Origin of the sequence: Azovibrio sp., assembly GCF_049658005.1 — a bacterium.
GTDB lineage: Bacteria > Pseudomonadota > Gammaproteobacteria > Burkholderiales > Rhodocyclaceae > Azovibrio.
The window spans coordinates 1-25,441 of record NZ_JBASOH010000062.1 but is presented as its reverse complement, the minus strand read 5'-3'; the positions used below and the strand labels follow the sequence as shown (position 1 = coordinate 25,441).

General features: G+C 62.5%; 23 protein-coding genes and 1 CRISPR repeat array. Of the genes, 20 read left to right on the top strand and 3 right to left on the bottom strand.

The features are described 5' to 3' along the window. Nucleotides 1-76 precede the first annotated feature (76 nt). The 11 genes from sdhC (at nucleotide 77) to WBH99_RS06485 (ending at nucleotide 12,092) form a co-directional block, all read left to right on the top strand. Entirely contained in the window at nucleotides 77-466 is a 390-nt protein-coding gene (gene sdhC, locus WBH99_RS06535) for a succinate dehydrogenase, cytochrome b556 subunit (RefSeq protein ID WP_424219299.1), read from the top strand. After that, nucleotides 460-807: a succinate dehydrogenase, hydrophobic membrane anchor protein gene (gene sdhD, locus WBH99_RS06530; protein WP_424219298.1), complete on the top strand. Its 348-nt coding sequence runs from the start codon at nucleotides 460-462 to the stop codon at nucleotides 805-807. The genes sdhC and sdhD overlap by 7 nt, the downstream gene beginning before the upstream one ends. Nucleotides 808-809: 2 nt before the next feature. Then, complete coding sequence (gene sdhA / locus WBH99_RS06525; RefSeq protein ID WP_424219297.1) at nucleotides 810-2,594, top strand: succinate dehydrogenase flavoprotein subunit; 1,785 nt, start codon at nucleotides 810-812, stop codon at nucleotides 2,592-2,594. Between the two features lie 12 nt (nucleotides 2,595-2,606). After that, nucleotides 2,607-3,317, top strand: coding sequence for a succinate dehydrogenase iron-sulfur subunit (locus tag WBH99_RS06520; protein WP_424219296.1), 711 nt, complete (start codon nucleotides 2,607-2,609; stop codon nucleotides 3,315-3,317). Next, nucleotides 3,317-3,559 (top strand): succinate dehydrogenase assembly factor 2, encoded by a 243-nt coding sequence (locus WBH99_RS06515; RefSeq protein WP_424219295.1) that lies wholly within the window; start codon nucleotides 3,317-3,319, stop codon nucleotides 3,557-3,559. The genes WBH99_RS06520 and WBH99_RS06515 overlap by 1 nt, the downstream gene beginning before the upstream one ends. A gap of 78 nt (nucleotides 3,560-3,637) precedes the next feature. Next, nucleotides 3,638-4,933 (top strand): citrate synthase, encoded by a 1,296-nt coding sequence (gene gltA, locus WBH99_RS06510; RefSeq protein WP_424219294.1) that lies wholly within the window; start codon nucleotides 3,638-3,640, stop codon nucleotides 4,931-4,933. Between the two features lie 101 nt (nucleotides 4,934-5,034). Further along, entirely contained in the window at nucleotides 5,035-7,863 is a 2,829-nt protein-coding gene (locus WBH99_RS06505; protein ID WP_424219293.1) for a 2-oxoglutarate dehydrogenase E1 component, read from the top strand. 21 nt (nucleotides 7,864-7,884) lie between these two features. Then, nucleotides 7,885-9,099, top strand: coding sequence for a 2-oxoglutarate dehydrogenase complex dihydrolipoyllysine-residue succinyltransferase (gene odhB, locus WBH99_RS06500; RefSeq protein WP_424219292.1), 1,215 nt, complete (start codon nucleotides 7,885-7,887; stop codon nucleotides 9,097-9,099). A gap of 80 nt (nucleotides 9,100-9,179) precedes the next feature. Continuing rightward, a complete protein-coding gene (gene lpdA / locus WBH99_RS06495; RefSeq protein WP_424219291.1) occupies nucleotides 9,180-10,604 on the top strand; it encodes a dihydrolipoyl dehydrogenase in 1,425 nt (474 codons plus the stop codon). A 130-nt stretch (nucleotides 10,605-10,734) separates the two neighbouring features. Then, nucleotides 10,735-11,388, top strand: a complete 654-nt coding sequence (locus WBH99_RS06490; RefSeq protein WP_424219290.1) for a hypothetical protein — start codon at nucleotides 10,735-10,737, stop codon at nucleotides 11,386-11,388. Nucleotides 11,389-11,489: 101 nt separating this feature from the next. After that, complete coding sequence (locus WBH99_RS06485) at nucleotides 11,490-12,092, top strand: NUDIX domain-containing protein (RefSeq protein WP_424219289.1); 603 nt, start codon at nucleotides 11,490-11,492, stop codon at nucleotides 12,090-12,092. A gap of 86 nt (nucleotides 12,093-12,178) precedes the next feature. On the opposite strand, the gene gpmI is transcribed toward WBH99_RS06485, so the two are convergent. After that, on the bottom strand, nucleotides 12,179-13,819 hold the full coding sequence (gene gpmI / locus WBH99_RS06480; RefSeq protein ID WP_424219288.1) for a 2,3-bisphosphoglycerate-independent phosphoglycerate mutase: 1,641 nt from the start codon (nucleotides 13,817-13,819) through the stop codon (nucleotides 12,179-12,181). A 109-nt stretch (nucleotides 13,820-13,928) separates the two neighbouring features. Here gpmI and WBH99_RS06475 point away from each other — a divergent pair, with 109 nt between their 5' ends. The 6 genes from WBH99_RS06475 (at nucleotide 13,929) to cas7c (ending at nucleotide 21,902) form a co-directional block, all read left to right on the top strand. Then, nucleotides 13,929-15,023, top strand: coding sequence for a patatin-like phospholipase family protein (locus WBH99_RS06475; protein WP_424219287.1), 1,095 nt, complete (start codon nucleotides 13,929-13,931; stop codon nucleotides 15,021-15,023). A gap of 54 nt (nucleotides 15,024-15,077) precedes the next feature. Then, on the top strand, nucleotides 15,078-16,040 hold the full coding sequence (locus WBH99_RS06470) for a helix-turn-helix transcriptional regulator (RefSeq protein WP_424219286.1): 963 nt from the start codon (nucleotides 15,078-15,080) through the stop codon (nucleotides 16,038-16,040). 133 nt (nucleotides 16,041-16,173) lie between these two features. Then, complete coding sequence (locus WBH99_RS06465) at nucleotides 16,174-18,561, top strand: CRISPR-associated endonuclease Cas3'' (RefSeq protein ID WP_424219285.1); 2,388 nt, start codon at nucleotides 16,174-16,176, stop codon at nucleotides 18,559-18,561. Then, the gene (cas5c, locus tag WBH99_RS06460) at nucleotides 18,551-19,279 is read left to right on the top strand and encodes a type I-C CRISPR-associated protein Cas5c (RefSeq protein WP_424219284.1); all 729 of its coding nucleotides are present in this window, start codon (nucleotides 18,551-18,553) and stop codon (nucleotides 19,277-19,279) included. The genes WBH99_RS06465 and cas5c overlap by 11 nt, the downstream gene beginning before the upstream one ends. Next, on the top strand, nucleotides 19,276-21,024 hold the full coding sequence (gene cas8c / locus WBH99_RS06455) for a type I-C CRISPR-associated protein Cas8c/Csd1 (RefSeq protein ID WP_424219283.1): 1,749 nt from the start codon (nucleotides 19,276-19,278) through the stop codon (nucleotides 21,022-21,024). The genes cas5c and cas8c overlap by 4 nt, the downstream gene beginning before the upstream one ends. Then, on the top strand, nucleotides 21,021-21,902 hold the full coding sequence (gene cas7c, locus WBH99_RS06450; protein ID WP_424219282.1) for a type I-C CRISPR-associated protein Cas7/Csd2: 882 nt from the start codon (nucleotides 21,021-21,023) through the stop codon (nucleotides 21,900-21,902). Before cas8c ends, cas7c begins: the two co-directional genes overlap by 4 nt. A 6-nt stretch (nucleotides 21,903-21,908) precedes the next feature. Here the strand turns inward: cas7c and WBH99_RS06445 are convergent, their stop codons facing one another. Beyond that, entirely contained in the window at nucleotides 21,909-22,202 is a 294-nt protein-coding gene (locus WBH99_RS06445; protein WP_424219281.1) for a type II toxin-antitoxin system RelE/ParE family toxin, read from the bottom strand. Next, a complete protein-coding gene (locus tag WBH99_RS06440) occupies nucleotides 22,199-22,441 on the bottom strand; it encodes an addiction module protein (protein ID WP_424219280.1) in 243 nt (80 codons plus the stop codon). Before WBH99_RS06440 ends, WBH99_RS06445 begins: the two co-directional genes overlap by 4 nt. A gap of 72 nt (nucleotides 22,442-22,513) precedes the next feature. On the opposite strand from WBH99_RS06440, the gene cas4 reads away from it, so the two are divergent. From cas4 to cas2, 3 genes are read left to right on the top strand one after another with little or no spacing between them, the layout of a single operon-like run. Then, entirely contained in the window at nucleotides 22,514-23,155 is a 642-nt protein-coding gene (gene cas4, locus WBH99_RS06435) for a CRISPR-associated protein Cas4 (RefSeq protein WP_424219279.1), read from the top strand. Nucleotide 23,156: 1 nt separating this feature from the next. Next, nucleotides 23,157-24,185: a type I-C CRISPR-associated endonuclease Cas1c gene (gene cas1c / locus WBH99_RS06430; protein ID WP_424219278.1), complete on the top strand. Its 1,029-nt coding sequence runs from the start codon at nucleotides 23,157-23,159 to the stop codon at nucleotides 24,183-24,185. Further along, nucleotides 24,185-24,475 (top strand): CRISPR-associated endonuclease Cas2, encoded by a 291-nt coding sequence (gene cas2, locus WBH99_RS06425; RefSeq protein WP_424219277.1) that lies wholly within the window; start codon nucleotides 24,185-24,187, stop codon nucleotides 24,473-24,475. Before cas1c ends, cas2 begins: the two co-directional genes overlap by 1 nt. A gap of 181 nt (nucleotides 24,476-24,656) precedes the next feature. Then, nucleotides 24,657-25,409: a CRISPR direct-repeat array (repeat unit 37 nt; unit sequence CATTCGCCCCCCAGCAACGGGGGGCGTGGATTGAAAC). Between the last annotated feature and the right edge of the window lie 32 nt (nucleotides 25,410-25,441).

Sequence of the window (25,441 nt, the reverse complement as noted above, 5' to 3'; positions counted from 1 at the left end):
ATGTATAATTACGGCTCTTTTTTGTACCACTCTTGGCGGTTTACCGCCTGTTCCACAATCTCCAAGGATGACATTCATGGCAGAGATGAGCATCAAGAAGCGTCCAAAAAATCTGGACATCGCCAGCATCAAATTGCCCCTGCCGGGCAAGCTTTCCATTCTCCACCGCGTCAGCGGCGTCGGTATTTTTCTCATGTTGCCCCTGTTGCTCTGGATTTTTCAGGCCAGCGTGACCTCTCCCGAAACCTTCGCCACCTTCCAGGCGGCGCTCGGACATCCCGTGGTGAAGCTGATTCTGGCGGGTCTGATCTGGGCTTACATGCACCATTTTTGCGCCGGCATCCGTTATCTGCTGCTGGACATGCATGTGGGAGTCGATCTTCCGTCTGCCCGTCAGTCTGCTGTGATCGTGTTCGCAGTGAGTCTGACCCTGACCGTCGTTCTGTGGGGGGTGCTGCTGTGGTGAATCGTATCGTGGTCGGGGCCCATTACGGCCTCAAGGATTGGATCGCCCAGCGTGCTACGGCGGTGGTGATGGCGGTTTATTCCATCCTGATGGCAGCCGTGCTGCTGCTGGTTCGTCCCGGTGATTTCGAAGCCTGGCGTGGCGTGTTTGCCCACGGCTTCATCAAGTTCGCCACCTTCCTGTTTGTCGTCAGCCTCTTCTATCACGCCTGGATCGGCATGCGTGACCTGTGGATGGACTATGTTCAGCCCACCGGCGTGCGCCTGACCCTGCATGTGCTGACCATCCTGGCGCTGGTGGGTTACACCGGCTGGGCTGCCTCGATTCTCTGGAGACTGTAAGCGTGAATATCCCTGTCCTCAAGTTTGATGCGGTGATCGTGGGTGCCGGCGGCGCCGGCCTGCGTTCCGCCATTCAATTGTCCGAAGCCGGCCTCAAGACCGCCGTGCTCTCCAAGGTCTTTCCCACCCGCTCCCATACCGTGGCGGCGCAGGGCGGTGTCGCTGCTTCCCTGGGCAACTCCGAGGAGGATCACTGGCGCTGGCACATGTACGATACCGTCAAGGGTTCCGACTGGCTCGGCGACCAGGACGCCATCGAATTCATGTGCAAGAAGGCCGTGGAAGTGGTCGTGGAACTCGAACACTACGGCATGCCCTTTGACCGCACCGATAGTGGCAAGATCTACCAGCGCCCCTTTGGCGGCCACATGTCCAACTTCGGCGAGAAGCCCGTGCGCCGTTCCTGTGCCGCCGCCGACCGCACCGGCCACGCCATGCTGCACGCCATGTATCAGCGCAACGTCAAGGCCAATACCCAGTTCTTCGTGGAATGGATGGCGCTCGACCTGATCCGTGACAGCGAAGGTCATGTGGTCGGCGTCACCGCCATGGAAATGGAAACCGGCCAGGTCGTGATCTTCCACACCCGCGCCACCATTTTTGCCACCGGCGGCGCCGGGCGCATCTTCTACTCTTCCACCAATGCCTTCATCAACACCGGCGACGGCCTGGGCATGGCCGCCCGTGCCGGCATTCCCCTGGAAGACATGGAATTCTGGCAGTTCCACCCCACCGGCGTGGCCGGTGCCGGCGTGCTGATCACCGAAGGCGTGCGTGGCGAAGGCGGCATCCTGCGCAACAGCAACAAGGAACGCTTCATGGAGCGCTATGCGCCCAACGCCAAGGATCTCGCCTCCCGTGACGTGGTGTCCCGCGCCATGGCCACCGAAATCAAGGAAGGCCGCGGCTGCGGTCCCAACAAGGACTACGTGCTGCTGGACATCACCCACCTCGATCCGGCTACCATCATGAAGCGCCTGCCCGGCATCCGGGAAATCTCGATCCAGTTCGCCGGGGTCGATCCCATCAAGGCACCGATCCCCGTCGTGCCGACCTGCCACTACCAGATGGGGGGCATCCCCACCGATTATCATGGCCGGGTGGTCATGCCCCGGAACGGCGATTTCAATGCCGTGGTGCCCGGCCTCTACGCCGCCGGTGAGTGCGCCTGCGCCTCCGTGCATGGCGCCAACCGGCTGGGGACCAACTCCCTCCTCGACCTGCTGGTGTTCGGCAAGTCTGCCGGCGACTCCGCCGTGGAAGACATCAAGGGCAGCAAGGCCCACCGGGACCTGCCCAAGGATGCGGCCGACTATTCCTTGTCGCGCGTCGCCGCCATCGACAACCGCAAGGGCGGTTCCAGCGTGGCGGAAGCGCGTCTGGCCATCCAGCGCACCATGCAGGATCACGCCGGCGTGTTCCGCTTTGCCGACATGCTGAAAAAGGGAGCTGCCCAGATTCTCGAAGTCGAGAAGCAGGTCATGAACCTGGAAATCAAGGACAAGTCCCTGGTCTGGAACACGGCCCGCATGGAAGCCCTGGAGACCGAGAACCTGATCGAAGTCGCCAAGGCCACCATGATCTCCGCCGAGGCCCGCAAGGAATCCCGCGGCGCCCATGTGCGGGATGACGCCGTGGATTCCCCCGAATTCCCCAACGGCCGTAACGACAAGGAATGGTTGAAGCATACCCTCTGGCACCGTGAAGGCAACAAGATCGAATACAAGCCGGTCAATCTCAATCCCCTGACGGTTGAGTCGGTCGAACTCAAGACCCGCTCGTACTAATTGGAGTCCAGCATGACGAAACGCACGGTTCAATTCAGCATTTACCGCTACGATCCGGACAAGGATGAGCGTCCTTATATGCAGGACATCTCCGTGGAACTGGATTCCACGGATCACAAGCTTCTGGATGCCCTCACCAAGCTCAAGGCCAAGGACGACAGCATCGCCTACCGCCGTTCCTGCCGCGAAGGGGTGTGTGGTTCCGACGCCATGAACATCAATGGCAAGAACGGCCTGGCCTGCCTGACCGACATCGACAGCCTGAAGCAGCCCATCGTGCTGCGTCCGCTACCCGGTCTGCCGGTGATCCGCGACCTGATCGTGGATATGACCCAGTTCTTCAAGCAGTATCACTCCATCAAGCCCTACCTGATCAACAACGATCCTCCGCCCGAGCGGGAGCGGCTGCAGTCGCCGGAAGACCGGGAAGAGTTGAACGGCCTCTATGAGTGCATCCTCTGTGCCTGCTGTTCCACCTCCTGCCCGTCCTTCTGGTGGAATCCCGACAAATTCGTGGGTCCCGCCGGATTGCTGGCGGCCTACCGTTTCCTGGCCGATACCCGCGACCAGGCCACCAGTGAGCGGCTGGACAACCTGGAAGATCCATACCGGCTGTTCCGCTGCCACACCATCATGAACTGTGTCGATGTCTGCCCCAAGGGCCTGAATCCCACCCAGGCCATCGGCAAGATCAAGGAAATGATGGTCAAGCGGGCCATCTGATGGAAAGAGCCGCTTACGAACGCTTGCGCTGGCGCAGTATCCGCCGGGGTATGCTGGAGGTGGATATTGCCCTGACCCGCTTTCTGGACGAACAGTTCCAAAGCCTGTCGGCGGCCGAGCAGCAGGCGTTTGTCGAACTTGCAGATTTTGAGGACCTGGAGTTGTGGCATCTGATCAGTGGCCAGGAAGTGTGCGAAGACCCGCGCCTGGCACCGATCGTGGCGATGTTGCGTAAGAGTTGAGTAAGGCAAACGCTCTACCCTGAGTGTTTGCCTGCTTTATTTGGCAGTGCAATCAAATACCTGAACAGAGAAGACACTATGACGACCGAACGCAAGGCAACACTGAGCATCGATGGGCAAGCACCTGTCGAGTTTCCGATCATGACCCCTACCCTGGGTAACGAATGCATCGACATCCGTACCCTGGGCAGCAGAACGGGCCTCTTTACCTACGATTCCGGCTTTTTGTCGACTGCCAGCTGCAAGTCCAGGATCACCTTCATCGACGGCGACAAGGGCGAGCTGCTGTATCGCGGCTACCCCATCGAGCAACTGGCCGAGAACTGTAATTTCCTGGAAGTCGCCTACCTGCTCAAGAACGGCGAACTTCCCAATGCCAAACAGAAGACCGACTTCGAGAACATCATCAAGAAGCACACGATGGTGCACGACCAGATGACCCGTTTCTACAACGGTTTCCGTCGTGACGCTCACCCCATGGCCGTGATGACGGGCGTGGTCGGCGCCCTGTCCGCCTTCTATCACGATGCCGCCGATTTCTCCGATGCCGAGCATCGCAGCATCAGCTTCAACCGCATCGTTGCCAAGCTGCCGACCATCGTGGCCATGGCTTACAAGTACAACACCGGCGCGCCCTTCATGTATCCCCGCAACGACCTGAGCTACACCGAGAACTTCATGCACATGATGTTCGGCACCCCTTGCGAGGAATACCAGCCCAACCCCGTGCTGGTGCGCGCCCTGGACGTGATCTTCACGCTCCATGCCGACCATGAGCAAAATGCCTCCACCTCCACCGTGCGGCTCGCCGGTTCCTCCGGCGCCAATCCCTTCGCCTGTATCGCTGCCGGTATCGCCTGTCTGTGGGGCCCCGCGCACGGCGGTGCCAACGAAGCCTGTCTGGAAATGCTCGAAGAAATCGGTGACGTGTCCCGCGTGCCCGAGTACATCGCCCGTGCCAAGGACAAAAACGACCCCTTCAAGCTGATGGGTTTCGGCCACCGCGTCTACAAGAACTTCGATCCCCGCGCCAAGCTGATGCGCAAGGTCTGTGACGACGTGCTGAAGGAGCTGGGCCTGGAAAACGACCGCCTGTTCAAACTGGCGCGGGAACTGGAGAAGATCGCCCTGGAAGACGAATACTTCGTCGAGAAGAAGCTCTACCCGAATGTGGACTTCTATTCCGGCATCGTGCAAAAGGCGATCGGCATTCCCACCTCCATGTTCACCTGCATCTTCGCCCTGGCACGCACCGTGGGCTGGATGACTCAGTGGGAAGAAATGATCACCGATCCCGAATACAAGATCGGTCGTCCCCGCCAGCTTTACATCGGCGCAGCCAAGCGCGATGTGGTGCCGTTGGACAAGCGCTGAGCGGCAGCAAAAGGCGGCGCCTGCGCCGCCTTTTTTTCAATATAACCGGCTACAGGCCGAAATCATAAAACAGAGAACCCATCCCAAAAGGGGACGCTAGGATGATGATGCAGAAGCAAGAAAACTCCCTGTTCTTTGGCGGCAACGCACCTTTTGTCGAAGAACTTTACGAAAACTATCTGGAAGATCCCGCCGCCGTGCCGGACGAGTGGCGCGCCTACTTCGACAAGTTGGCTCAGCAACCCGGTTATGTCGCCAAAGATGTTCCCCATGCGCCGGTCATTGCCGCCTTTGCCGAACAGGCCAGGCAGGGCGGGTTCCGCCAGGCTGCCCCGGCCGCGGTCGATGACGGCAAACAGGTGGCGGTGTTGCAACTGATCAATGCCTACCGCTTCCTGGGCAACCGCAAGGCCGACCTGGACCCGCTGAAGCGTCAGGAGCCGACCGTGGTGCCCGAGCTCGAACTTGCCCACTACGACCTCACCCCTGCGGATCTGAACCGCAGTTTCAACACCGGTTCCTTTCGCATGGGGACCGATCACGCGCCCCTGGCCAGGATCATCGAAGCCGCCAGGGAAACCTACTGTGGTTCCATCGGTGTGGAGTACATGTACCTGACCTCCACCCAGGAAAAACGCTGGCTGCAGGAACGCCTGGAGCCGATTCGTGCCCATGGCAGCTACAGCAAGGAAGACAAGCAGCGCCTGCTGGAGCGGGTCACGGCTGCGGAGACCCTGGAACGCTACCTGCACACCAGGTATGTGGGCCAGAAGCGCTTCTCCCTCGAAGGCGGCGAATCCCTGATTGCCTCGATGGATGAGCTGATCCGCGTCGCCGGCGCCCATGGCGTGCAGGAAATCGTGATCGGCATGGCTCACCGCGGCCGTCTCAACGTGCTGGTGAATGTCCTGGGCAAGCCGCCCTCCCTGCTGTTTGCCGAATTCGAAGGCAAGAAGGCCTCCGACCTGTCGGCTGGCGACGTGAAGTACCACATGGGCTATTCCTCCGACGTGGGCACGCCTGGCGGTCCGGTGCACCTGGCCCTGGCCTTCAACCCGTCCCACCTGGAAATCATCAACCCCGTGGTCGAGGGCTCCGTTTATGCCCGGCAGCTGCGCTACGGCCCCGACGGCAAGAAGGAGATCGTGCCCCTGTTGATCCATGGCGATGCCGCCGTGGCCGGCCAGGGCGTGAACCAGGAAATGCTCAACTTCGCCCAGACCCGGGGCTATGGCACGGGCGGCACGATCCACATCGTGGTGAACAACCAGATCGGCTTTACCACTTCCGATCCGCGCGACTATCGCTCCGGTTACTACTGTACCGAAATTTTCAAGATGGCCGAGGCGCCCATCTTCCACGTCAATGGCGACGATGTCGAGGCCGTGGCCCTGGTGACGAGGCTGGCCGTGGATTACCGTCAGCAGTTCGGCAAGGATGTGGTCATCGACATTTTCTGTTTCCGCAAGCTGGGCCACAACGAGCAGGACGAGCCCATGGTGACCCAGCCCCTGATGTACAAGAAGGTGCAGGCTCATCCCGGCACCCGCAAGGTGTATGCCGACAAGCTGGTGGCCGAGGGCACCCTGGCGGCCGACGAGCCGGAGCAAATGATCCAGGACTACCGCGCCCACCTGGACAAGGGCGAGCTGCTGTACAACCCCGTGCTCTCCGACTACAAGCGCACCCATGCCCAGGACTGGAAGCCCTACCAGACCAGGAAGTACATCGAGACCTGCGACACCCGGGTGCCCGTGCAGGAAATCGAGCGCCTGTCCGAGCGCCTCACCACCCTGCCCGAAGGCTTTGCCCTGCACAGCCGGGTCAAGAAGATCATCGACGACCGGCGCGCCATGGGTGAGGGCAAGCAGCCCTTCGACTGGGGCATGGCTGAAAACCTGGCCTATGCCACCTTGCTCACCGAAGGCTTTGGGGTGCGCCTGTCCGGTGAGGACGTGGGGCGCGGGACCTTCTTCCATCGCCATGTCGCCTTCCATGACCAGAACCGGACCCATTGGTCCGAGGGGACCTACCATCCCCTGGCTCACCTGCAGGACAAGCAGGGGCGCTTCCAGTGTTTTGATTCCGTGCTGTCTGAAGAGGGCGTGCTGGCCTTTGAATACGGCTATGCCTCTGCAGAGCCCAATGAACTGATCATCTGGGAAGCCCAGTTTGGTGACTTTGCCAACGGTGCCCAGGTGGTGATCGACCAGTTCATCACCTCCGGTGAGGCCAAGTGGGGTCGTGGTTGTGGTCTGGTGATGCTGCTGCCCCATGGCTACGAAGGTCAGGGTCCGGAACACTCTTCCGCCCGCCTGGAACGCTACATGCAGGCCTGTGCCGAGATGAACATGGAAGTCTGCGTGCCCACCACGCCTTCCCAGATCTACCACCTGCTGCGCCGTCAGGCCGTGCGCAAGCAAAGGAAGCCCCTGGTGGTGATGACGCCCAAGTCCCTGCTGCGCCACAAGGACGCCGTCTCCACCATGGAAGAGCTGGCCAATGGCGAATTCCAGCGGGTGATCGGCGAAATCGATGCCATCGACGCCAGGAAGGTCACCCGCGTCGTGCTCTGTGCCGGCAAGATCTACTACGATCTGCTCGCTGCGCGCCGGGAAAGGGAACTCAACCACATCGCCATCGTGCGGATCGAGCAGCTCTATCCCTTCCCGGAAGAGTCCTTTGCCGCCGAAATGGCCAGGTATCCCAAGGCCACCGAGATCGTCTGGTGTCAGGAAGAACCCCGCAATCAAGGGGCCTGGTACTGGTTCGCCTCGCGCCAACACCTGGTTCGTTCCGTAGGACCCAAGCAGCATCTGTTGCTGGTCTCACGTCCTGCTTCTGCTTCCCCGGCCGTCGGCTATCTGGCCAAGCACAACGAGCAGCACAAGGCATTGATCGAGTCCGCCATGGGCAAGATCGACTACTAAAACAAGATACGAGGAGTGAATATGATCATCGAAGTCAAAGTCCCGCAGCTCTCCGAATCCGTGGCCGAAGGCACACTGTCCTCCTGGAAGAAGAAGGTGGGCGACGCCGTTGCACGTGACGAAATCCTGGTCGACATCGAAACCGACAAGGTGGTGCTGGAAGTTCCCGCCCCCGACGCCGGCGTGCTGGTTGAAATCATCAAGGTGGATGGCGACAGCGTGGTTTCCGACGAAGTCATTGCCAAAATCGATACCGAAGCCAAGGCGGCAGTCGCCGCGGCTCCCGTTACCGCGGCCCCTGCCGTTACCGCCGCTCCGGCGGCTGCGCCCGCTGCCGCTGCTCCGGCCGGTACCGCCAGCCCCTCCGCCCGCAAGATTCTGGAGGAGAAGGGGATTGCTGCGGCTGAGCTGTCCGGTTCCGGTCGTGGCGGGCGAGTCACCAAGGAGGACGCGGTGGCCGCTACCCCCAAGGCTGCTGCCGTTGCCACTGCTGCTGCTGCCGCCACCCCCGCCGCCGTGGCCATCCCTCTGGGTGAGCGTGTCGAACAGCGCGTGCCCATGAGCCGTCTGCGCGCCCGCATCGCCGAGCGTCTGCTGCAATCCAAGAACGAAAACGCCATCCTGACCACGTTCAACGAGGTGAACATGGGCCCGATCATGGCGCTCAGGAAGCAGTATGGTGAAAAGTTCGAGAAGACCCACGGTGTGCGTCTGGGCTTCATGGGTTTCTTCGTCAAGGCCGCCTGCGCCGCCCTGGAAAAGTTCCCGATCCTGAACGCTTCCGTCGATGGCAACGACATCGTCTACCACGGCTACATCGACATCGGTATCGCGGTGGGTTCCCCTCGTGGTCTGGTGGTGCCGATCCTGCGCAATGCCTCCGAAATGTCCATCGCCGACATCGAGAAGAAGATTGGTGAATTCGGCAACAAGGCCAAGGATGGCAAGCTGACCATCGAAGACCTGACCGGCGGCACCTTCTCCATTTCCAACGGCGGCGTGTTCGGTTCCATGCTCTCCACACCGATCATCAATCCGCCCCAGTCCGCGATCCTCGGCATTCATGCCACCAAGGACCGTGCCGTGGTCGAAAATGGTCAAGTGGTGGTGCGCCCCATCAACTACCTGGCCATGTCCTACGACCACCGCATCATCGATGGCCGCGAAGCCGTGCTGGGTCTGGTGACCATGAAGGAAGCCCTGGAAGATCCCACCCGCCTGCTGCTGGGGGTTTGATCCGCTGAACTGAAAGGGGTGGGGTCGAAGGCATCGCCTTCGCCTCACCCTTTTTTTGCAAATTGAACTGGAGATACGCTATGTCCCAACAATTCGACGTACTCGTCATCGGCGGTGGCCCTGGCGGCTACGTGGCCGCCATTCGTGCTGCCCAACTGGGTTTCAACACCGCCTGCTGTGAATCCAACCCCTATGCCGATCCCAAGGGCGAACCCCGCCTGGGCGGCACCTGCCTGAACGTGGGCTGCATCCCCTCCAAGGCCCTGCTGCACACCTCCCATCTGTTCGAGGAAGCCGGCCACGCTTTTGCCGAACAGGGTATTTCCGTGGGCACCCCCAGGATCGACGTGCCCAGGATGATCGGCCGCAAGTCCGAGATTGTTGACAAGCTGACGGCCGGCATCAAGGGCCTGTTCAAGAAGAACAACGTCACCCTGCTGAAGGGTCACGGCGCCTTCGTGGGCCAGGGCGCTGCCGGTTGGCAGGTCAAGGTCGGCGAGGAAGTGGTCGAGGCCAGGCAGGTCATCGTCGCCACCGGCTCCAAGGCCCGTCACCTGCCCGGCATCGCCGTGGACAACAAGCTGATTTGCGACAACATCGGCGCGCTCGACATCGACGCCGTGCCCAGGAAGCTGGCCATCATCGGCGCCGGCGTCATCGGTCTGGAAATGGGGTCCGTCTGGCGCCGTCTGGGCTCCGAAGTGACCATCCTCGAAGCCGCTCCCGACTTCCTCGCGGCAGCCGACGTGGATCTGTCCAGGGAAGCCCTGAAGCTGCTCACCAAGCAAGGTCTGTCGCTCAACATGGGCGTCAGGATCGGCGAAGTGAAGACCAGCAAGAAGGGGGTTTCCATCGCCTATGTCGACAAGGAAGGCAAGGAACACAAGCTCGATGCGGATCGCCTGATCGTCTCCGTCGGCCGCATCCCCAACACCGACGGCCTCGATGCCGAAGCCGTGGGTCTCAAGCTCGACGAGCGCGGCATGATCGAGGTGGATGAGCACTGCAAGACCAATGTGGCCGGCATCTGGGCCGTGGGCGACGTGGTGCGTGGTCCCATGCTGGCCCACAAGGCCATGGAAGAGGGCGTGATGGTGGCCGAACTGATCGCGGGGCAGGCAGGCCACTGCAATTTCGACACGATTCCCTTCGTCATCTACACCAGCCCCGAAATGGCCTGGGTCGGCAAGACCGAGCAGCAGCTCAAGGCCGAAGGCGTCGCCTACAAGGTCGGCAAGATTCCCTTCCTCGCCAATGGCCGCGCCCTGGGCATGGGCGCTCCCGAAGGCTTCGTGAAGATGCTGGCCGATGCCAGGACCGACCGCATCCTGGGCGTGCACATCATCGGCGCCGGGGCTTCCGAGTTGATCGCCGAAGCCGTGGTGGCCATGGAATTCGGGGGAGCTTCCGAAGACCTGGCCCGCATCTGCCACGCTCACCCGACCCTGTCGGAAGTGGTGCACGAAGCGGCCCTGTCCTGCGACAAGCGAGCCCTGCATTTCTGATGACGCCGGCTTGGTCAGGCAGATCGAACAAAGGCGGGAGACCTCGCCTTTTACATTGCAGGGCTGTTGGAAATCCAGACTTTGGGCTAGGATGAAACCGTAAGTCGGTATTTTCACGAGAGGTCACATCATGGAAATCAATCGTTCAGGGCTGCAGGCGCTGTATGGTTCAGTCCCCGCTTCATCTCCTGCCGGCGCGGCAGCGGGTGTCAGTGCGCCGGCAGGTCGTGGTCCTGCGGGTGTCGATGCAGGGAATGCCGCCAGCCAGCCTCCTTCCAGTACCAAGGTCAGTTTGAGTGCAGCGGGGCAATCCATGCTGGCAACCGAACAACAAAACCCGGAGCTGGCTCGTGCGGCTGCCCAGCAATCGGCATCGGCCCCGCAGAACGTACCGGTGCAGAATGCGGCGCAAACCAGACCTGTCCGTAACGAAGCCCCAGGCTTCACTACAGCAGCACCGGCCGGCATGGCTGCCCAATCCCTTCCCCTGCAGCAGGCCAGCGTGACTCAGCCCACCGGCGCAGCAACCCCGAGGCCGCAGCCGGAACGGATGGCAGCAGCGCCCACTGCCGTGACCCCGGCGGATCCCATGGCACGTCCCGCTGTTGCAGCGGACCCCATGGCTCGGGTGTCGGTTGGGGCTCCCATGCCGGATAGTCAGGCCGAGGGGGCGGCGCAGGCGTCCCGGGTGCGCCAGGATGTGCAGGCCCAGGCTCGTCAGGATGTCAGTCCCGTCCTGGCTCAAGGCGGCGTGGCGGCCTATCAGGGCGTGCTTTCCCTCTGACAGTGTTTTGCCGTCCGTACACCTTCGCCGGCCCTGTTGGGCCGGTTTTCTTTGCTGCGCCCGGCCGGGCGCAGCACTTGACCGATAAGGAGTGAAGCGTTGTGAGCGAACCGGAGTGGAAACCTTCGCAAGGATTGGATGAACAGCAGCTGGATTCCGAGCTCATCTTTGAGGGCAACCTTTTGCACGTCAGGCGGGATCGGGTTCGCTTGCCTGACGGCAAAGAGTCGGTCCGGGAATACATCAAGCATCCCGGGGCCGTCGTGATCGTCCCTGTTCTGGAAAGCGGCGAACTGCTGTTCGAGCGTCAGTTCCGCTATCCCCTGGGACGGACTTTCCTGGAATTGCCCGCCGGCAAGATAGATGCAGGTGAAAGTATGGAGAGGACGGCCATCAGGGAGCTTCGTGAAGAAACCGGCTATGAGGCGGGGTCCTGGACGCATCTGGGCACCTTGCATCCTTGCATCGGTTACTCGGATGAGCGGATCGAGGTATTTCTTGCGCGCGGGTTGGTGAAAATTTCAGACCCGATGCAAGAAGAGGGGGAGTTCATCGAAATTTTCTCGTTCAGCCTGAAGCAGATACAAGCGGGCATCCTGAACGGTGAAATCACTGACGCCAAGACGATAACGGCCTTGTATATGACCCAACTGCACTTGACTGCACTTGACCCAACCGCACCTGGATTTGTCCTGAGCGTCTGAAACGGCGGGAGCATGGTCTCGTTGCTTGCCAGGGGCATGCCTTGATCTGCCGGCTTTCTGACCATCAGCAGACCATCAGCAGACCATCAGCAGACCATCAGCAGGCTTTCGTCCCAGCTCTCGTGTTTTTCCCGGCCGATCAGGTGGGCGACGGTGGCGGCGATGTTGGAGAGGCGCGCGTTTTCCGTCTGCTTCAGGGTGAGTTTTCCGCCGCTGACGTTGTCATAGAGGATCAAGGGCACCGGGTTCAAGGTGTGGGCGGTCTTGGCCTGGTAGGCGCCGTCCTTGTCGGGGGCGGGCTGCCCGGTCTTCTTGTCGAGCTCGAACATTTCGTCGGCATTGCCGTGGTCGGCAGTGATCAGGGCCACCCCGCCGGCGGCGTCGATTACCGGCAACAGGCGTTCCAGGGCGAGGTCCACCGCCTCGATGGCCAGGGTGGTGGCGCGAAAGTTGCCGGTGTGGCCGACCATGTCGCCATTGGCGAAATTGCACCGCAGCACCCGGTACTTGCCGCTTTGGATGGCGGCGATCATGGCATCGGCGATCTCGGCGGATTTCATCCAGGGGCGCTGCTCGAAGGGCACCACGTCGCTGGGCACCTCCTGCCAGGTCTCGCCTTCGAACCTGCCCGAACGGTTGCCGTTCCAGAAATAGGTGACATGGCCGAATTTCTGGGTTTCCGAGCAGGCGAATTGAGGGATGCCGGTTTTGGCGAACCACTCGCCCATCGTGTTCTGGATGGCCGGGGGCGGCACCAGGAAACGCTTCGGGAGTTGCAGGTCGCCGTCATATTGCAACATGCCGGCATAGCGGACCTGGGGCACGCGCCGCCGGTCGAACTTGTCGAAATCGCTGTCTTCAAAGGCGCGGCTGATCTCGATCGCCCGGTCACCGCGGAAATTGAAGAACACCACCGCATCGCCATCTTCGATGGTGCCGACGGGCTCGCCGTTTTCCACGATCACGAACGGGGGCAAGTCCTGATCGATGGTTCCGGGCTGGGCGGCGCGCAGGGCATTCACGGCTGCCACGGCGCTCGGAAAGGGCTGGCCCTGGCCGAGTACATGGGTCTTCCAGCCTGCTTCCACCATGGCCCAGTTGGCTTCGTAGCGGTCCATGGTGATGACCTGGCGGCCACCGCCCGAGGCGATCCGGGCATCGAAAGTGGCATCTGAGACCTCCTTCAGAAAAGCCTCGAAGGGCAAAAGGTAATCCAGGGCGCTGGTCTCGGGCACGTCCCGGCCATCGAGGAGGGCGTGGATGCGCACCTTCTTCACCCCCTCGGCCTTGGCCTGGACGATCATGGCTTTCAGGTGGTCGATGTGGCTATGCACATTGCCGTCGGAAAAGAGCCCGAGAAAGTGGATCACCCCGCGTCCGGCCTTGGCCCCTGCCACGATCTGCCGCCAGGCCTCGCCCTGCCAGATGCGGCCCGATTCGATGGCATCCGCCACCAGGGCAGCCCCCTGGGAATAGACTTGCCCTGCGCCGATGGCGTTGTGGCCCACCTCGGAATTGCCCATGTCGTCGTCGGAAGGCATCCCGACGGCGGTGCCATGCGCCTTCAGGCGGATGTTGGGATACTGGGCGAAGAGCTTGTCCAGGGTGGGTTTCCGGGCGGCGGCGATGGCGCTGCCCAGGTCGGTCCTGGGCAGGCCATAGCCGTCCAGGACGATGATGACCACGGGGCCGGGCACCCCGGGGAAGGTAGAAAGCTTTGGCAGCATGCGGTAATCCTGAGGAAATGCAGAAAATCCTGGAAATCCCTTGCAGGATTCCAGGCCGGGCGAAGTATCCTAGCCGCAAGGTGCTGCCGTCAACGCAAGGAGGGATTCCATGAGTCATGCCACATCCGCCACAAAACCCGTGATCAACCTCGGACTCCAGGGCGGCGGTGCCCATGGCGCCTACAGCTGGGGCGTTCTGGACCGCCTGCTCGAAGATGGACGGTTCGATTTTGAAGGCATCAGCGGCACCAGTGCCGGCGCCATGAACGGCGTGGTCCTGGCCGACGGCCTGATGCGCGGCGGCCGGGACGGCGCCCGGCAGGCCCTGGCCGAGTTCTGGCGCGCCATTGCCGACAGTATTCCCCAGGACCTTTCGGTACCCGTGGCCGGAGGCGAGGGCGTGGCCCTGCTGCCCGCCACCCGCTTCATGCTCAACTGGACTCAGTACCTCTCTCCCTATCAACTCAATCCTTTCAACTTCAATCCGCTGCGAAAACTGCTCGAAGAACGAGTGGATTTTGTCGGCCTGGCCCGCCACAGCCCGCTGCGCCTGTTCCTGGCTGCCACCAACGCCAATACCGGCAAGCTGCGCCTGTTCCGCAACAAAGAGCTGAGCGTGGACGCCGTGCTCGCCTCGGCCTGCCTGCCGATGCTGCACCACGCCATCGTGATCGACGGGGAACCCTACTGGGATGGCGGCTACGCGGCCAACCCGGCGGTCTTTCCCCTGTTCTACGAATGCAGTGCCCGGGACATCCTGCTGATCCTGCTTGCCCCGCCGGTATATGGGGAGACCCCCCGCACGGCGGAGGAAATCCGTGCCCGCACCCTGGAGCTGGCCTTCAACACCAGCCTGCTGCGGGAGATGCTGCTCTTTGCCAACGTCATCGACTACAGCCGCGGCCATGCCGGGGAAGCCGCCCAAGGCTGGCTGGGCCGCCTCAGCCTGAAGCGCCTTCTGGGCCGCGCCCGGCATGAACCCTCGGGCTTCGAGCGGCACATGCTGGAAACCCGCTTCCACCTGATCGAAGCCCATGACCTGCAGCGCCTGTTCGGCAGCGCCACCAAGGTGGCCGCCGACTGGCCCTTTCTGAAAAAGCTTCACGACATCGGCTACGAAGAAGCCGGCCGCTGGCTCGCCGCCCATGGCCCCCAGGTGGGCAAGGAAACCTCCTTCGACCTGACCGGCCGGTTCGGGATGTAGCCGTATCGGCTTCGATGCCGCATGGATTATGCTTCTGGTTTTACGGAGGCAGCCATGCAGAGGACCGAGCGGATCCACATCATCGAGCGCATGCTGCGTAGTCGCCGCAGCGTCAGTTTCAGTGAGCTCATGGAGCGTCTGGAGGTTTCCCGGGCAACCTTGTATCGCGATCTGGCCGTGGCCCAGGAGCGCCTGGGGCTGCCTCTGATCAAGGATGAGGAAACCCGGCAATATCGTCTGGATCGCACGGCTGAGTGCCAGGAACTACCCGGGCTCTGGTTTTCCCCCCGGGAAATCCATGCGCTCTTGAGCCTAAAGGCATTGCTCCGCGCCATGGACACAGGAGGCGTGCTGGCAGAACACATCGAACCGTTGCGGGAACGTCTGCTCAAGATGCTGGGTAGCGCCGCCAGCCCGGCCGGGGAGGTGGCGCGCCGGGTCCGCATTCTCCAGGTGGCCAGCCGCAGTTGCACCCCAAGGCATTTCCAGACCCTTGCGGCGGCAGTCATGGAACGTCAGCGGCTGTTGATCCGCTATCAGGCCCGGAGCAGTGGCGAACTCAGCCAACGCGAGGTGTCGCCGCAACGGCTGGTCCATTACCGGGGCAACTGGTATCTGGATGCCTGGTGTCACCAGAAGGATGCCCTGCGCAGCTTTGCCGTAGACGCCATCCTCGAGACCCAACCCACGGATGTTCAGGCCCGGGAACTGGCCGAGGAAGTGCTGGATGATTTTCTCGGCGCGGGTTACGGAATCTTTGCCGGTCAGCAGCTCACCTGGGCCACCCTGGTTTTCAGTGCAAGGCAGGCCCGCTGGGTTGCCACCGAGCAATGGCACCCGGCCCAGGAGGGACAGTTCCTGGCCGATGGCAGTTATCAACTGCGCCTGCCCTATAGCCAGGATACGGGGCTCATCCTGGACATCCTCAAACACGGTCCCGACTGTCAGGTCGTCGCTCCCCCGGAGTTGCGTGCCAAGGTGATCCGTCTCCTGAAACAGAGCCTCGAAAAATACTGAACGCTCTCCTGGCTCAGTCTCAGGTTTTGAGACCGTGGGAAGGTAGGCTTGGCAACAAACTCGGGAGGACGGCATGGAGGAATCGAAGGCATTGACGCTCATGGACAGAATGGAAAGCGGGGCAGGTGATGCAATGGACCTCGCCGCCTGCGAGTTCATTGCCCATATCCGGAAGGATGGGGAGCGGCTGCTGGCGCATCCCCTGTCGCACCATGCAGTGGCGGTCGCCCGGCTGGCGGGCGAGTTCGCGGCGACTTTCCAGTCGGCCCCCTGGGCCGCCCTGGCCGGACTCTGGCACGACCTGGGCAAATTCCGCGAAGGCTTTCAGCGCTACATCCGCCAATGCGGCGACCCGGATGCCCATATCGAGGGGCGCGTTGCCGGAACCGACAAAACCCATTCGGCGGCCGGCGCCCTGTGGGCAGAGCGCTATCTAAAAGAAGTGGATAAACGCTCGGGCCCAGTCGTCGCTCGCGTGCTCTCCTACCTCATTGCCGGGCACCACGCCGGACTCTCGGATTGGGCCGGGGAAAACAAAAGCCTCGAGTACCGCTTGGCTTCCGAAGACGCCCAAAGGGAACTGGCGACGGCTTGCGCCGCCCCGATTCCCGAATACCTTCTCAAACCCGCCGCTCCCTTGCCCGACATGGCAGACCTGTTGCGCCACCGCGACGACGACAAGGACGATCCCATTCCCGGCCGCTTCGCGCTCTGGGTGCGTATGCTTTTTTCCTGCCTGGTGGATGCCGATTTCCTCGATACCGAAGCCTTCATGTCGCCGGGCAAGAACGAGGCGCGGCAAGGCTTTCCCGGCCTCGACGCGCTGCAAGGCCGCCTGGCCGCCCATCTGGAAAAAATGGCTGAGGCTGTCGCCCTGCGCGGCGAAGCCGACAGCAAGGTCAATCGCAAGCGTGCCGAAGTCCTGCGCGCCTGCCTTGCCAAGGCGGAACTGGCGCCCGGCGTGTTCAGCCTGACGGTGCCGACCGGCGGCGGCAAGACGCTCTCCAGCCTGGCGTTTGCGCTGCGCCACGCGGTTTGCCATGGCCAGCGGCGCATCGTCTATGCCATTCCCTACACCAGCATCATCGAGCAGACGGCCGGAATCTTCCGGGACATTTTTGGCGACGAGAACGTCATCGAGCACCACAGCAACGTCGAAGTCGACGCAACCCAGGAAACCGCCCGCTCGCGACTGGCCTGTGAGAACTGGGATGCGCCCTTGGTCGTCACCACCAACGTGCAATTGCTGGAAAGCCTGTTTGCCCATCGCACCTCGCGCTGCCGCAAGCTGCACAACCTGGTCGGTAGCGTCATCGTCCTCGACGAAGCGCAGTTGCTGCCGCTTGCCTACCTGCAGCCGGTGGTCGACGTGTTGCGCCTGCTGGTCAAGGATTACGGCGTCACGCTGCTGTTGTGCACCGCCACCCAGCCGACCCTGGAAAGCCGAACCGGCTTCGATCAGGCCAGGGCCTTGCGCGGCTTTACGGCCGGCGAGGTGCGCGAGATCGTCGACGACGTGCCCGGCCTTTATGCCGATCTAAAGCGGGTGCGGGTACATCTCCCTGCCGATCTGAACGCGACGCGCAGCTGGGACGATCTGGCATCGGAAATCGCCCGCCATGAGGCCGTGCTCGCCATCGTCGGCCGCCGCGCCGATGCCCGCGATCTCTACCGGCAACTCAAGATGGAAAACCCCGAAGGGCTCTGGCACCTGTCCGGCCTGATGTGCGCCGAGCATCGCAGCGACACCCTCCAGGCGATCAAGGCCGAACTGGCCGAACGGCGGCGGGCTTTGAACGCGGGAGAGGCGGCCAAACCGATCCGGGTGGTCAGCACGCAACTGGTGGAAGCTGGCGTCGACATCGACTTTCCCGTGGTCTTCCGGGCGCTGGCCGGACTCGATTCCATCGCCCAGGCCGCCGGGCGCTGTAACCGCGAAGGGCGGCTGGAATGTGGCGAGGTGCATGTCTTCGTGCCGCCCAAGCCGGCCCCGCCGGGCCTGCTGCGCCTGGCGGAACAGGCGACCCGGATGCTCTGGGGCGGCCTTCCGGCGACAGCCGAGCCGATGGGCGTCGAGCGCTTCGGCGAGTTCTTCCGCAGGCTCTATGGCGATGCGCGGCTCGATGAAAAAGACATCTGCCGGCTGCTGCGCGTAGGTCGTGAGGCCGACGTGATGTTCCGCACTGCCGCCGAGCGTTTCCGGCTGATCGACGAACAGGACGGCGCTACTGTCTTCGTCCGCTACCGGCGCGATCCGGACGACGATCGCATCGGCATGTGCTTGAACACCCTCAAGAAGAACGGCCCGGAGCGCTGGCTGCTGCGCAAGCTGCAACGCTACGGCGTGACCCTCTACAACAGCGACCTACAGCGCCTGCTCAAGCAAGGCGACATCGAAGCCCTGGGCGGCGACTTCCCGGGCTTGTACGTGCAGTCGGCGAACAATGATGTGCTTTACGACCCGGTGCTGGGGATCGATGTCGATGGTGTGCCGGGGGACCCGGGAGAGCTTGTTTTTTGAGCTGATAAGGATAGTCAGTAAGACTTTTCGTCAAGCAAACTCTGACCCTGCCAAAGGAGGAATGATGGCAAGTTTTTGTCTCGAAGTCGCAGGTGATTTCGCCTGCTTTACCCGCCCGGAGATGAAGGTCGAGCGGGTTTCCTATGATGTGATGACGCCTTCTGCCGCGCGCTCGGTGTTCGAGGCCATTTTGTGGAAGCCGGCTATCCGCTGGGAGGTGAAGCGCATCGAGGTGCTCAAGCCGATCCGCTGGATCAGCGTGCGGCGCAATGAGGTGGCATCCAAGGTATCGGTGCGCAATGCCCAGACGGCGATGGGCGCCGGCAAGGGCAAGCTCGCCTTGTTCGTGGAGGAAGACCGGCAGCAGCGCGCCGGCCTGTTCCTGCGCGATGTGGCCTACCGCATTCATGCCGAACTGGTGCCGGTCGGCGACGATGCCCTCGGTAACCCGGCCAAGTACCGTGAGATGTTCGAGCGCCGGGCGGAAAAGGGGCAATGCGTCAATCAGCCCTACCTCGGCTGCCGGGAATTCGCGGCCCGCTTCCGGCGGGTCGACCGGCCCGCCGACGAGGCGCCGGCCATCGACGAAACCCGCGATCTCGGCTGGATGCTGTTCGACCTGGACTTCACTGCGGCGGGCGGCCCCAAGCCGCGCTTTTTCCGCGCCGCAATGCAGCGCGGGGTGATCGACCTTGCCACCGCGCAGGTGATGGGATGATCCTGCAAGCGCTCTATGACTACTACCAGCGCAAGGTAGCCGATCCTGATCCAGGCCGGCGCCTGCCAGCCTTTGGCCTGGAAGAGAAGGAAATCCCCTTCATCATCGAGCTGGCCGCAGATGGCAGACCTTTGGGCATCGTCGATACCCGGCAAGGAGAAGGCAAGAAGAAAGTGGGGCAGCGCTATCGGGTGCCCATGGGGGTCAAGCGATCTTCTGGTGTGGCGGCCAACCTGCTGTGGGATAGCGCCGAGTATGTGCTGGGTGTCGATACGCGTGGCAAGCCGGCGCGGGTGGCCGAGCAACATGCCGCCTTTCGCCAGCGCATTGCCGATTTGCCGGAATCGGCGCGGCAGGATGCGGGCATCCAGGCCATCGAGCGTTTCTACGCCAACGGCGGGGTGGCGGAACTGCGCCGTGACCCGCTTTGGCCAGACATTCTCGAAGGTAATCCCGTCCTGACCTTTCGCTTGCACGACGAAGTCGACCTGATCTGCCAGCGGCCTGCCGTCGTCTGCGCGTGTCGCGGCGACGAAACGGCCGGGGCGGCGAAATCCATCTGCCTGGTCACTGGCGAGCCGGCGCCAACGGAGCGGCTGCACACGGTCATCAAGGGTGTCTGGGGGGCGCAGAGTTCCGGCGCGACGCTGGTTTCCTTCAATCTCGATGCTTTTTCCTCGTTCAACAAGGAGCAAGGCGATAACGCCCCGGTCAGCCCCTTTGCCGCCTTTGCCTACACCACCGCCCTGAACCACCTGCTCGACCGCAATTCGCGGCAGCGCTTTCAGGTGGGCGATACCTCGACGGTGTTCTGGGCACAGAAGGAAGACGCCGAGGCCGAGTCGGTCTTTGCTGCGGTTTTCGGCGAACAGCAGGACGATCCGGATGCCCGTATCGAACGGGTGCGCGCTGTCCTGAGCGCCGTCCAGTCCGGTCAGTTCGATGGCGGGCGCGGCGAGAACCGCTTCTATGTCCTTGGACTGGCGCCGAATGCCGCACGGATTTCGGTTCGTTTCTGGTACGCCGCGCCCTTGCATGAAGTCGCCCAGCGCATCCGCCAGTGGTTCGCGGATCTGAAGATGGTGCGCGGCGGCAAGGACCCGGAATTTCCCAGCCTGTTCCGCCTGCTGGCGGCCTGTGCCGGGCAGGGCAAGGCCGACAACATCCCGCCCAATCTCGGCGGCGACATCATGCGGGCGATGCTCTCCGGGAGCCCCTTTCCGGCCACCTGGCTCAACGCGGCGGTGCAACGCTGCCGTGCCGAGCAGAACGTCACCTACCTGCGGGCGGCGGCGATCAAGGCTTGCCTCAACCGTTCCCGCCGTTCTTCCGATTCCTCTTTCGTTCAGGAGTTTTCCGACATGCTCGACCTAGCCAATCCCAATCCGGCTTATCGCCTGGGGCGTCTTTTTGCGGTCTTGGAAAAGATCCAGGAAGAAGCCAACCCCGGCCTCAACGCCACCATCCGCGAACGCTACTACGGCGCGGCGTCGAGTACGCCAGTGGCGGTTTTCACCACGCTTTTGCGCTTGAAGAACCACCATCTGGCCAAGCTTACCCATCGCGGCCGGGCGGTGAATTTCGAACGCCTGCTCGGCGAAATCCTCGATGGCATCGCCGATTTTCCCCGGCACCTCAGCCTGCCCGACCAAGGCCGCTTCTGCCTTGGCTACTATCATCAACGCCAGGACTTTTTCCGCAAACCCACCCCATCCGAAGAATCCACCCAGGGAGAAACCCAATGAGCCTGAACAACCGCTATGACTTCGTTCTCGTTTTCGATGTGCGCGACGGCAACCCCAACGGCGACCCCGATGCCGGCAATCTGCCGCGTCTGGATGCCGAATCCGGCCATGGGCTGGTGACCGATGTGTCGCTCAAGCGCAAGGTGCGCAATTTCGTCGGGCTGGTGAAGGGCGAAACGCCGTTCTTCGACATCTATGTGAAGGAAAAGGCGGTCCTCAACCAGACGCACGAGAGGGCCTATGTTGCCGTTGGCGCCGAAGAAGAACTCAAGGGCGACAAGAAGCGCAAGGGCAGCGGCGATACCGTGGACAAGGCGCGGCAGTGGATGTGCGCCAACTTCTTCGACGTGCGCACCTTCGGCGCGGTGATGGCGATTGGCGTCAATTGCGGCCAGGTGCGCGGCCCGGTGCAACTGACCTTTGCCCGTTCAGTCGATCCGATCATCGCCCAGGAACATTCGATTACCCGTATGGCGGTGGCGACGGAAGCCGAGGCCGAGAAGCAGCAGGGCGACAACCGCACCATGGGCCGCAAGCACACCGTGCCTTACGGCGTTTATGTGGCACACGGCTTCGTGTCGGCTTTCCTTGCCAAACAGACGGGCTTTGACGAAGACGATCTGGAACTGCTCTGGCAGGCCCTGGAAAACATGTTCGAGCACGACCGCTCCGCCGCCCGTGGCGAAATGGCGACGCGCGGGCTGTATGTCTTCAAGCACGATTCGGAACTGGGCAACGCCCACGCGCATGCGCTGTTCGACCGCATCAAGGTGGCACGCAAGGCAGATGTGGAGGTGGCGCGCAGCTTTGCCGACTACGAGGTGAGCATTGACGAAGCGAACTTGCCTAGCGGCGTGACGCTGATCAAGCGGGTGTAAGTGTCTTCAGCGCCGCCCGCCCCAATACCCAGGCCGGCGGCGTTGGTGGGCGACGGCAGGGATGCTGATGGTGTCGCTGGAAAAACGGTAAATCAGGAAATAGGGAAAATGCTTGAGAGCCAGGGCACGCAGGCGTTTGGAGACAAATTTACCGAGTTCCGGGTGGTCGATCAGCCGCTGGCGTGTGTGCAGCACATCCTGCAGGAAGGCTTCGGCAACTCGTTCGCTCGCGTGGTCGGTGTAGTAATCGATAGCGGTGTTCAACTCGGCCTGGGCCGCCTTGAGGAATATCGCTTTCATGCCACCCGGCGATTGGTGATCCGCGCCCGCGCCTGGGCAATCGCCTCATCGAAGTCGATGGCCTCAGTTTCCCCGCGCTCGTACGCTTCGCCCCGCCGTTCGGCTTCTTCGACCCAGGAGGCGAGGATTTCGTCGTCTTCTTCCAGGCTGATCAGCAGGCGTTCGGCCAATTTAGCGCGGTCGCTGCTCGCCAGTTGCAGCGCGGCGGCTTCGATGTCTTCAAGGGGAGAGTTGGTCATGGTGCGGCCTCCTTCGATTCTTGGGCAATGCTACCGCAAGGAAGTTGCCAAAGCCATTGGCGAGGGGGCGCGATGAGCGACGAACCTTTTGAACCCATTCCCCTTTCCGCCCTCCAGCATTGGTGCTACTGCCCGCGCCAGTGCGCCTTGATCCACATCGAGCAGGTGTTCGAGGACAACCTGTTCACCCAGCGCGGCCAGGCCCTGCACAAGCGGGTGGATGACCCGGGTTTCGAGCTACGCGATGGCTTGCGCATCGAGCGCGCCTTGCCGCTCTTTAGCGACCGGCTCGGGCTTGTGGGCAAGGCCGATGTGGTGGAATTCCTGCCCGATGGCACCCCTTACCCGGTGGAGTACAAGCACGGCGCCCGGCACAAACGGGCCGACATTGCCGCCTGCGACGACGTACAACTGGCGGCGCAGGCGCTCTGCCTGGAAGAAATGTTCGACAAGCCGGTGCCGGAAGGCGCCTTGTATTACGCCAGCTCACGCCGGCGGCGCAAGGTTGCGATCGACGCCGGTTTGCGGGCCAAAACCCTGGCCGCCCTGGCCGGGGTGCGCGATCTGCTGGCCCGCGGCATCACGCCGCCGCCCCGGGCCGACGAGCATTGCCGCGCCTGTTCGCTGCATGACCTGTGCCAACCCGGTGCGGTGGTGCGCGACAACCCGGCGCGCGCGGCCGCGCTCGCCCATCTGTTCGAGCCGGAGGACTGATATGCAACTGCTCAACACCTTGTATGTGACGACGCCGGAAAGTTATGTGCACCTCGACAACAACACCGTGCGTCTCGAGATCGAACACGAAACCCGGCTAAGGGTACCCTTGCATCACCTGGGCGCCGTGGTCTGCTTCGGGCACGTCACGGTTTCGCTGCCATTGATGCATCGCCTGGCGGAAGAGGGGGTGGCGCTCATCCTGCTCGATGCCAACGGACGCTTCAAGGCCCGGTTGGAAGGCCCGGTTTCGGGCAACGTCCTGCTCCGGCGGGCACAGTATCGGGCGGCGGAAGATCCCGCCTTTAGCGTTCGCCAGGCACGCAACGCCATTGCCGGCAAGGTGAGAAACTGCCGCCAGGTGCTGCTGCGCGGCGCGCGGGAGAGCAAGGCGAACGAAGATGCCGCGATTTTGGCGCGGGGCGCCGCTGATCTCGCGGCTGCCTTGCGCGCCCTGCCGGCGGCGGCGGATCTCGACACCCTGCGCGGCATCGAGGGCGAGGCGGCGCGCCAGTATTTTGCCGCCCTCAACCATCTCATCCGCCCCGCCGCCCGCGCCGTTTTCCGCATGGAGGGGCGCAGCCGGCGACCGCCCCGCGACCGGGTCAATGCCTTGCTCTCCTTCCTCTATGCGCTCTTGATGAATGATTGCCGCTCGGCCATCGAAGCCGCCGGGCTCGATCCGCAAGTCGGTTTCCTGCATGCCCTGCGTCCGGGGCGGGCGGCGCTCGCCCTCGACCTGATGGAGGAATTCCGTTTCTATGCCGACCGCCTGGCGCTATCGCTGATCAATCGCGGTCAGCTCGGGGCCGATGATTTCGTCGAGCGTGAAGGCGGGGCGGTCCTGCTCGAAGGCGATGCCCGCAAGGCCGTGCTGGTGGCCTACCAGGAGCGCAAGCAGGAAGTGACCTCGCACCCCCTGTTGGCCGAAAGCCTGCCCTTCGGCCTGCTGCCGCATGTCCAGGCCCGCTTGCTGGCGCGTACCCTGCGCGGCGACACCGACGCATACCTGCCCTATCTGGTGCGCTGATGCTGGTCATCGTCTGCTACGACGTCAACACCGAAACCCGCGCAGGCCGGCGCCGCCTGCGCCGCGTCGCCAAACTGTGCGAAGGCATCGGCCAGCGGGTGCAAAAATCGGTCTTCGAATGCCAGATCGACCGGATGCAGTTTGAAGCGCTCGAACGTGATCTGGTCGCCGAAATCGACCCCAAGGAAGACAACCTGCGCTTTTACCGCATTGCCGAATTGCGCGGCTACGAAGTAAAAGAATACGGCTGTTTTCGCGCCACCGACTTCGATGCCCCCCTCGTGCTGTGATGGCCCGCGAACCCCAAGTACGCAACTTTCACCCGGCAGCTTCGCGCAGTCGGCAACACATTGATTTGTCGACGGTAATTCCAGGATTCCGGATTGATGTAAGATACCCGCTGCGCAAAAACACGAGGTTCGCGCAACGCAACCCGATTGCGCTTTGCCTTCCGGAGGTTAGAAAGGAAGACATTCGCCCCCCAGCAACGGGGGGCGTGGATTGAAACGTCGATCTGGGCGCCGCAATGCTCGCAGACGTACCCATTCGCCCCCCAGCAACGGGGGGCGTGGATTGAAACACCGGCTTTCCGGTTGCGAAGCTCGTGCCACGCTCATTCGCCCCCCAGCAACGGGGGGCGTGGATTGAAACCTCACCATTGACAAACAAGGCACCCGCACCGGGCTCATTCGCCCCCCAGCAACGGGGGGCGTGGATTGAAACTTGACCATCCAGGGGTGGATGGCCATGGAGGTGAGTCATTCGCCCCCCAGCAACGGGGGGCGTGGATTGAAACAGCCAACTCCCACAACGATTTAGTCCAATTTATACATTCGCCCCCCAGCAACGGGGGGCGTGGATTGAAACGTCCTGCAGGCGCGCCAGCACCGCTTTTGTGTGGGCATTCGCCCCCCAGCAACGGGGGGCGTGGATTGAAACGACCTATTCATCCTTCAATTTGTGCCGGTCCGCGCCATTCGCCCCCCAGCAACGGGGGGCGTGGATTGAAACACCATCAATGCGTTGGAACGTTCCGTCATTGAACCATTCGCCCCCCAGCAACGGGGGGCGTGGATTGAAACTCTCAAGGCTGATCCCAATATTACCGCCGCCGGGCATTCGCCCCCCAGCAACGGGGGGCGTGGATTGAAACATCCGTCACCGCGCTCGCCCCCATGCGGACCATGCATTCGCCCCCCAGCAACGGGGGGCGTGGATTGAAACGTGACCGGTGGCGGTGACGCGATCCGCCGGCA

Excerpts from the sequence above, each read along its gene's own strand:
- sdhC (WP_424219299.1), top strand. The coding sequence starts at position 77 with ATGGCAGAGATGAGCATCAAGAAGCGTCCAAAAAATCTGGACATCGCC.
- WBH99_RS06520 (WP_424219296.1), top strand. The coding sequence starts at position 2,607 with ATGACGAAACGCACGGTTCAATTCAGCATTTACCGCTACGATCCGGAC.
- WBH99_RS06515 (WP_424219295.1), top strand. The coding sequence starts at position 3,317 with ATGGAAAGAGCCGCTTACGAACGCTTGCGCTGGCGCAGTATCCGCCGG.
- gltA (WP_424219294.1), top strand. The coding sequence starts at position 3,638 with ATGACGACCGAACGCAAGGCAACACTGAGCATCGATGGGCAAGCACCT.
- WBH99_RS06505 (WP_424219293.1), top strand. The coding sequence starts at position 5,035 with ATGATGATGCAGAAGCAAGAAAACTCCCTGTTCTTTGGCGGCAACGCA.
- odhB (WP_424219292.1), top strand. The coding sequence starts at position 7,885 with ATGATCATCGAAGTCAAAGTCCCGCAGCTCTCCGAATCCGTGGCCGAA.
- lpdA (WP_424219291.1), top strand. The coding sequence starts at position 9,180 with ATGTCCCAACAATTCGACGTACTCGTCATCGGCGGTGGCCCTGGCGGC.
- WBH99_RS06490 (WP_424219290.1), top strand. The coding sequence starts at position 10,735 with ATGGAAATCAATCGTTCAGGGCTGCAGGCGCTGTATGGTTCAGTCCCC.
- gpmI (WP_424219288.1), bottom strand. The coding sequence starts at position 13,819 with ATGCTGCCAAAGCTTTCTACCTTCCCCGGGGTGCCCGGCCCCGTGGTC.
- WBH99_RS06475 (WP_424219287.1), top strand. The coding sequence starts at position 13,929 with ATGAGTCATGCCACATCCGCCACAAAACCCGTGATCAACCTCGGACTC.
- WBH99_RS06470 (WP_424219286.1), top strand. The coding sequence starts at position 15,078 with ATGCAGAGGACCGAGCGGATCCACATCATCGAGCGCATGCTGCGTAGT.
- WBH99_RS06465 (WP_424219285.1), top strand. The coding sequence starts at position 16,174 with ATGGACCTCGCCGCCTGCGAGTTCATTGCCCATATCCGGAAGGATGGG.
- cas8c (WP_424219283.1), top strand. The coding sequence starts at position 19,276 with ATGATCCTGCAAGCGCTCTATGACTACTACCAGCGCAAGGTAGCCGAT.
- cas7c (WP_424219282.1), top strand. The coding sequence starts at position 21,021 with ATGAGCCTGAACAACCGCTATGACTTCGTTCTCGTTTTCGATGTGCGC.
- WBH99_RS06445 (WP_424219281.1), bottom strand. The coding sequence starts at position 22,202 with ATGAAAGCGATATTCCTCAAGGCGGCCCAGGCCGAGTTGAACACCGCT.
- WBH99_RS06440 (WP_424219280.1), bottom strand. The coding sequence starts at position 22,441 with ATGACCAACTCTCCCCTTGAAGACATCGAAGCCGCCGCGCTGCAACTG.
- cas4 (WP_424219279.1), top strand. The coding sequence starts at position 22,514 with ATGAGCGACGAACCTTTTGAACCCATTCCCCTTTCCGCCCTCCAGCAT.
- cas1c (WP_424219278.1), top strand. The coding sequence starts at position 23,157 with ATGCAACTGCTCAACACCTTGTATGTGACGACGCCGGAAAGTTATGTG.
- cas2 (WP_424219277.1), top strand. The coding sequence starts at position 24,185 with ATGCTGGTCATCGTCTGCTACGACGTCAACACCGAAACCCGCGCAGGC.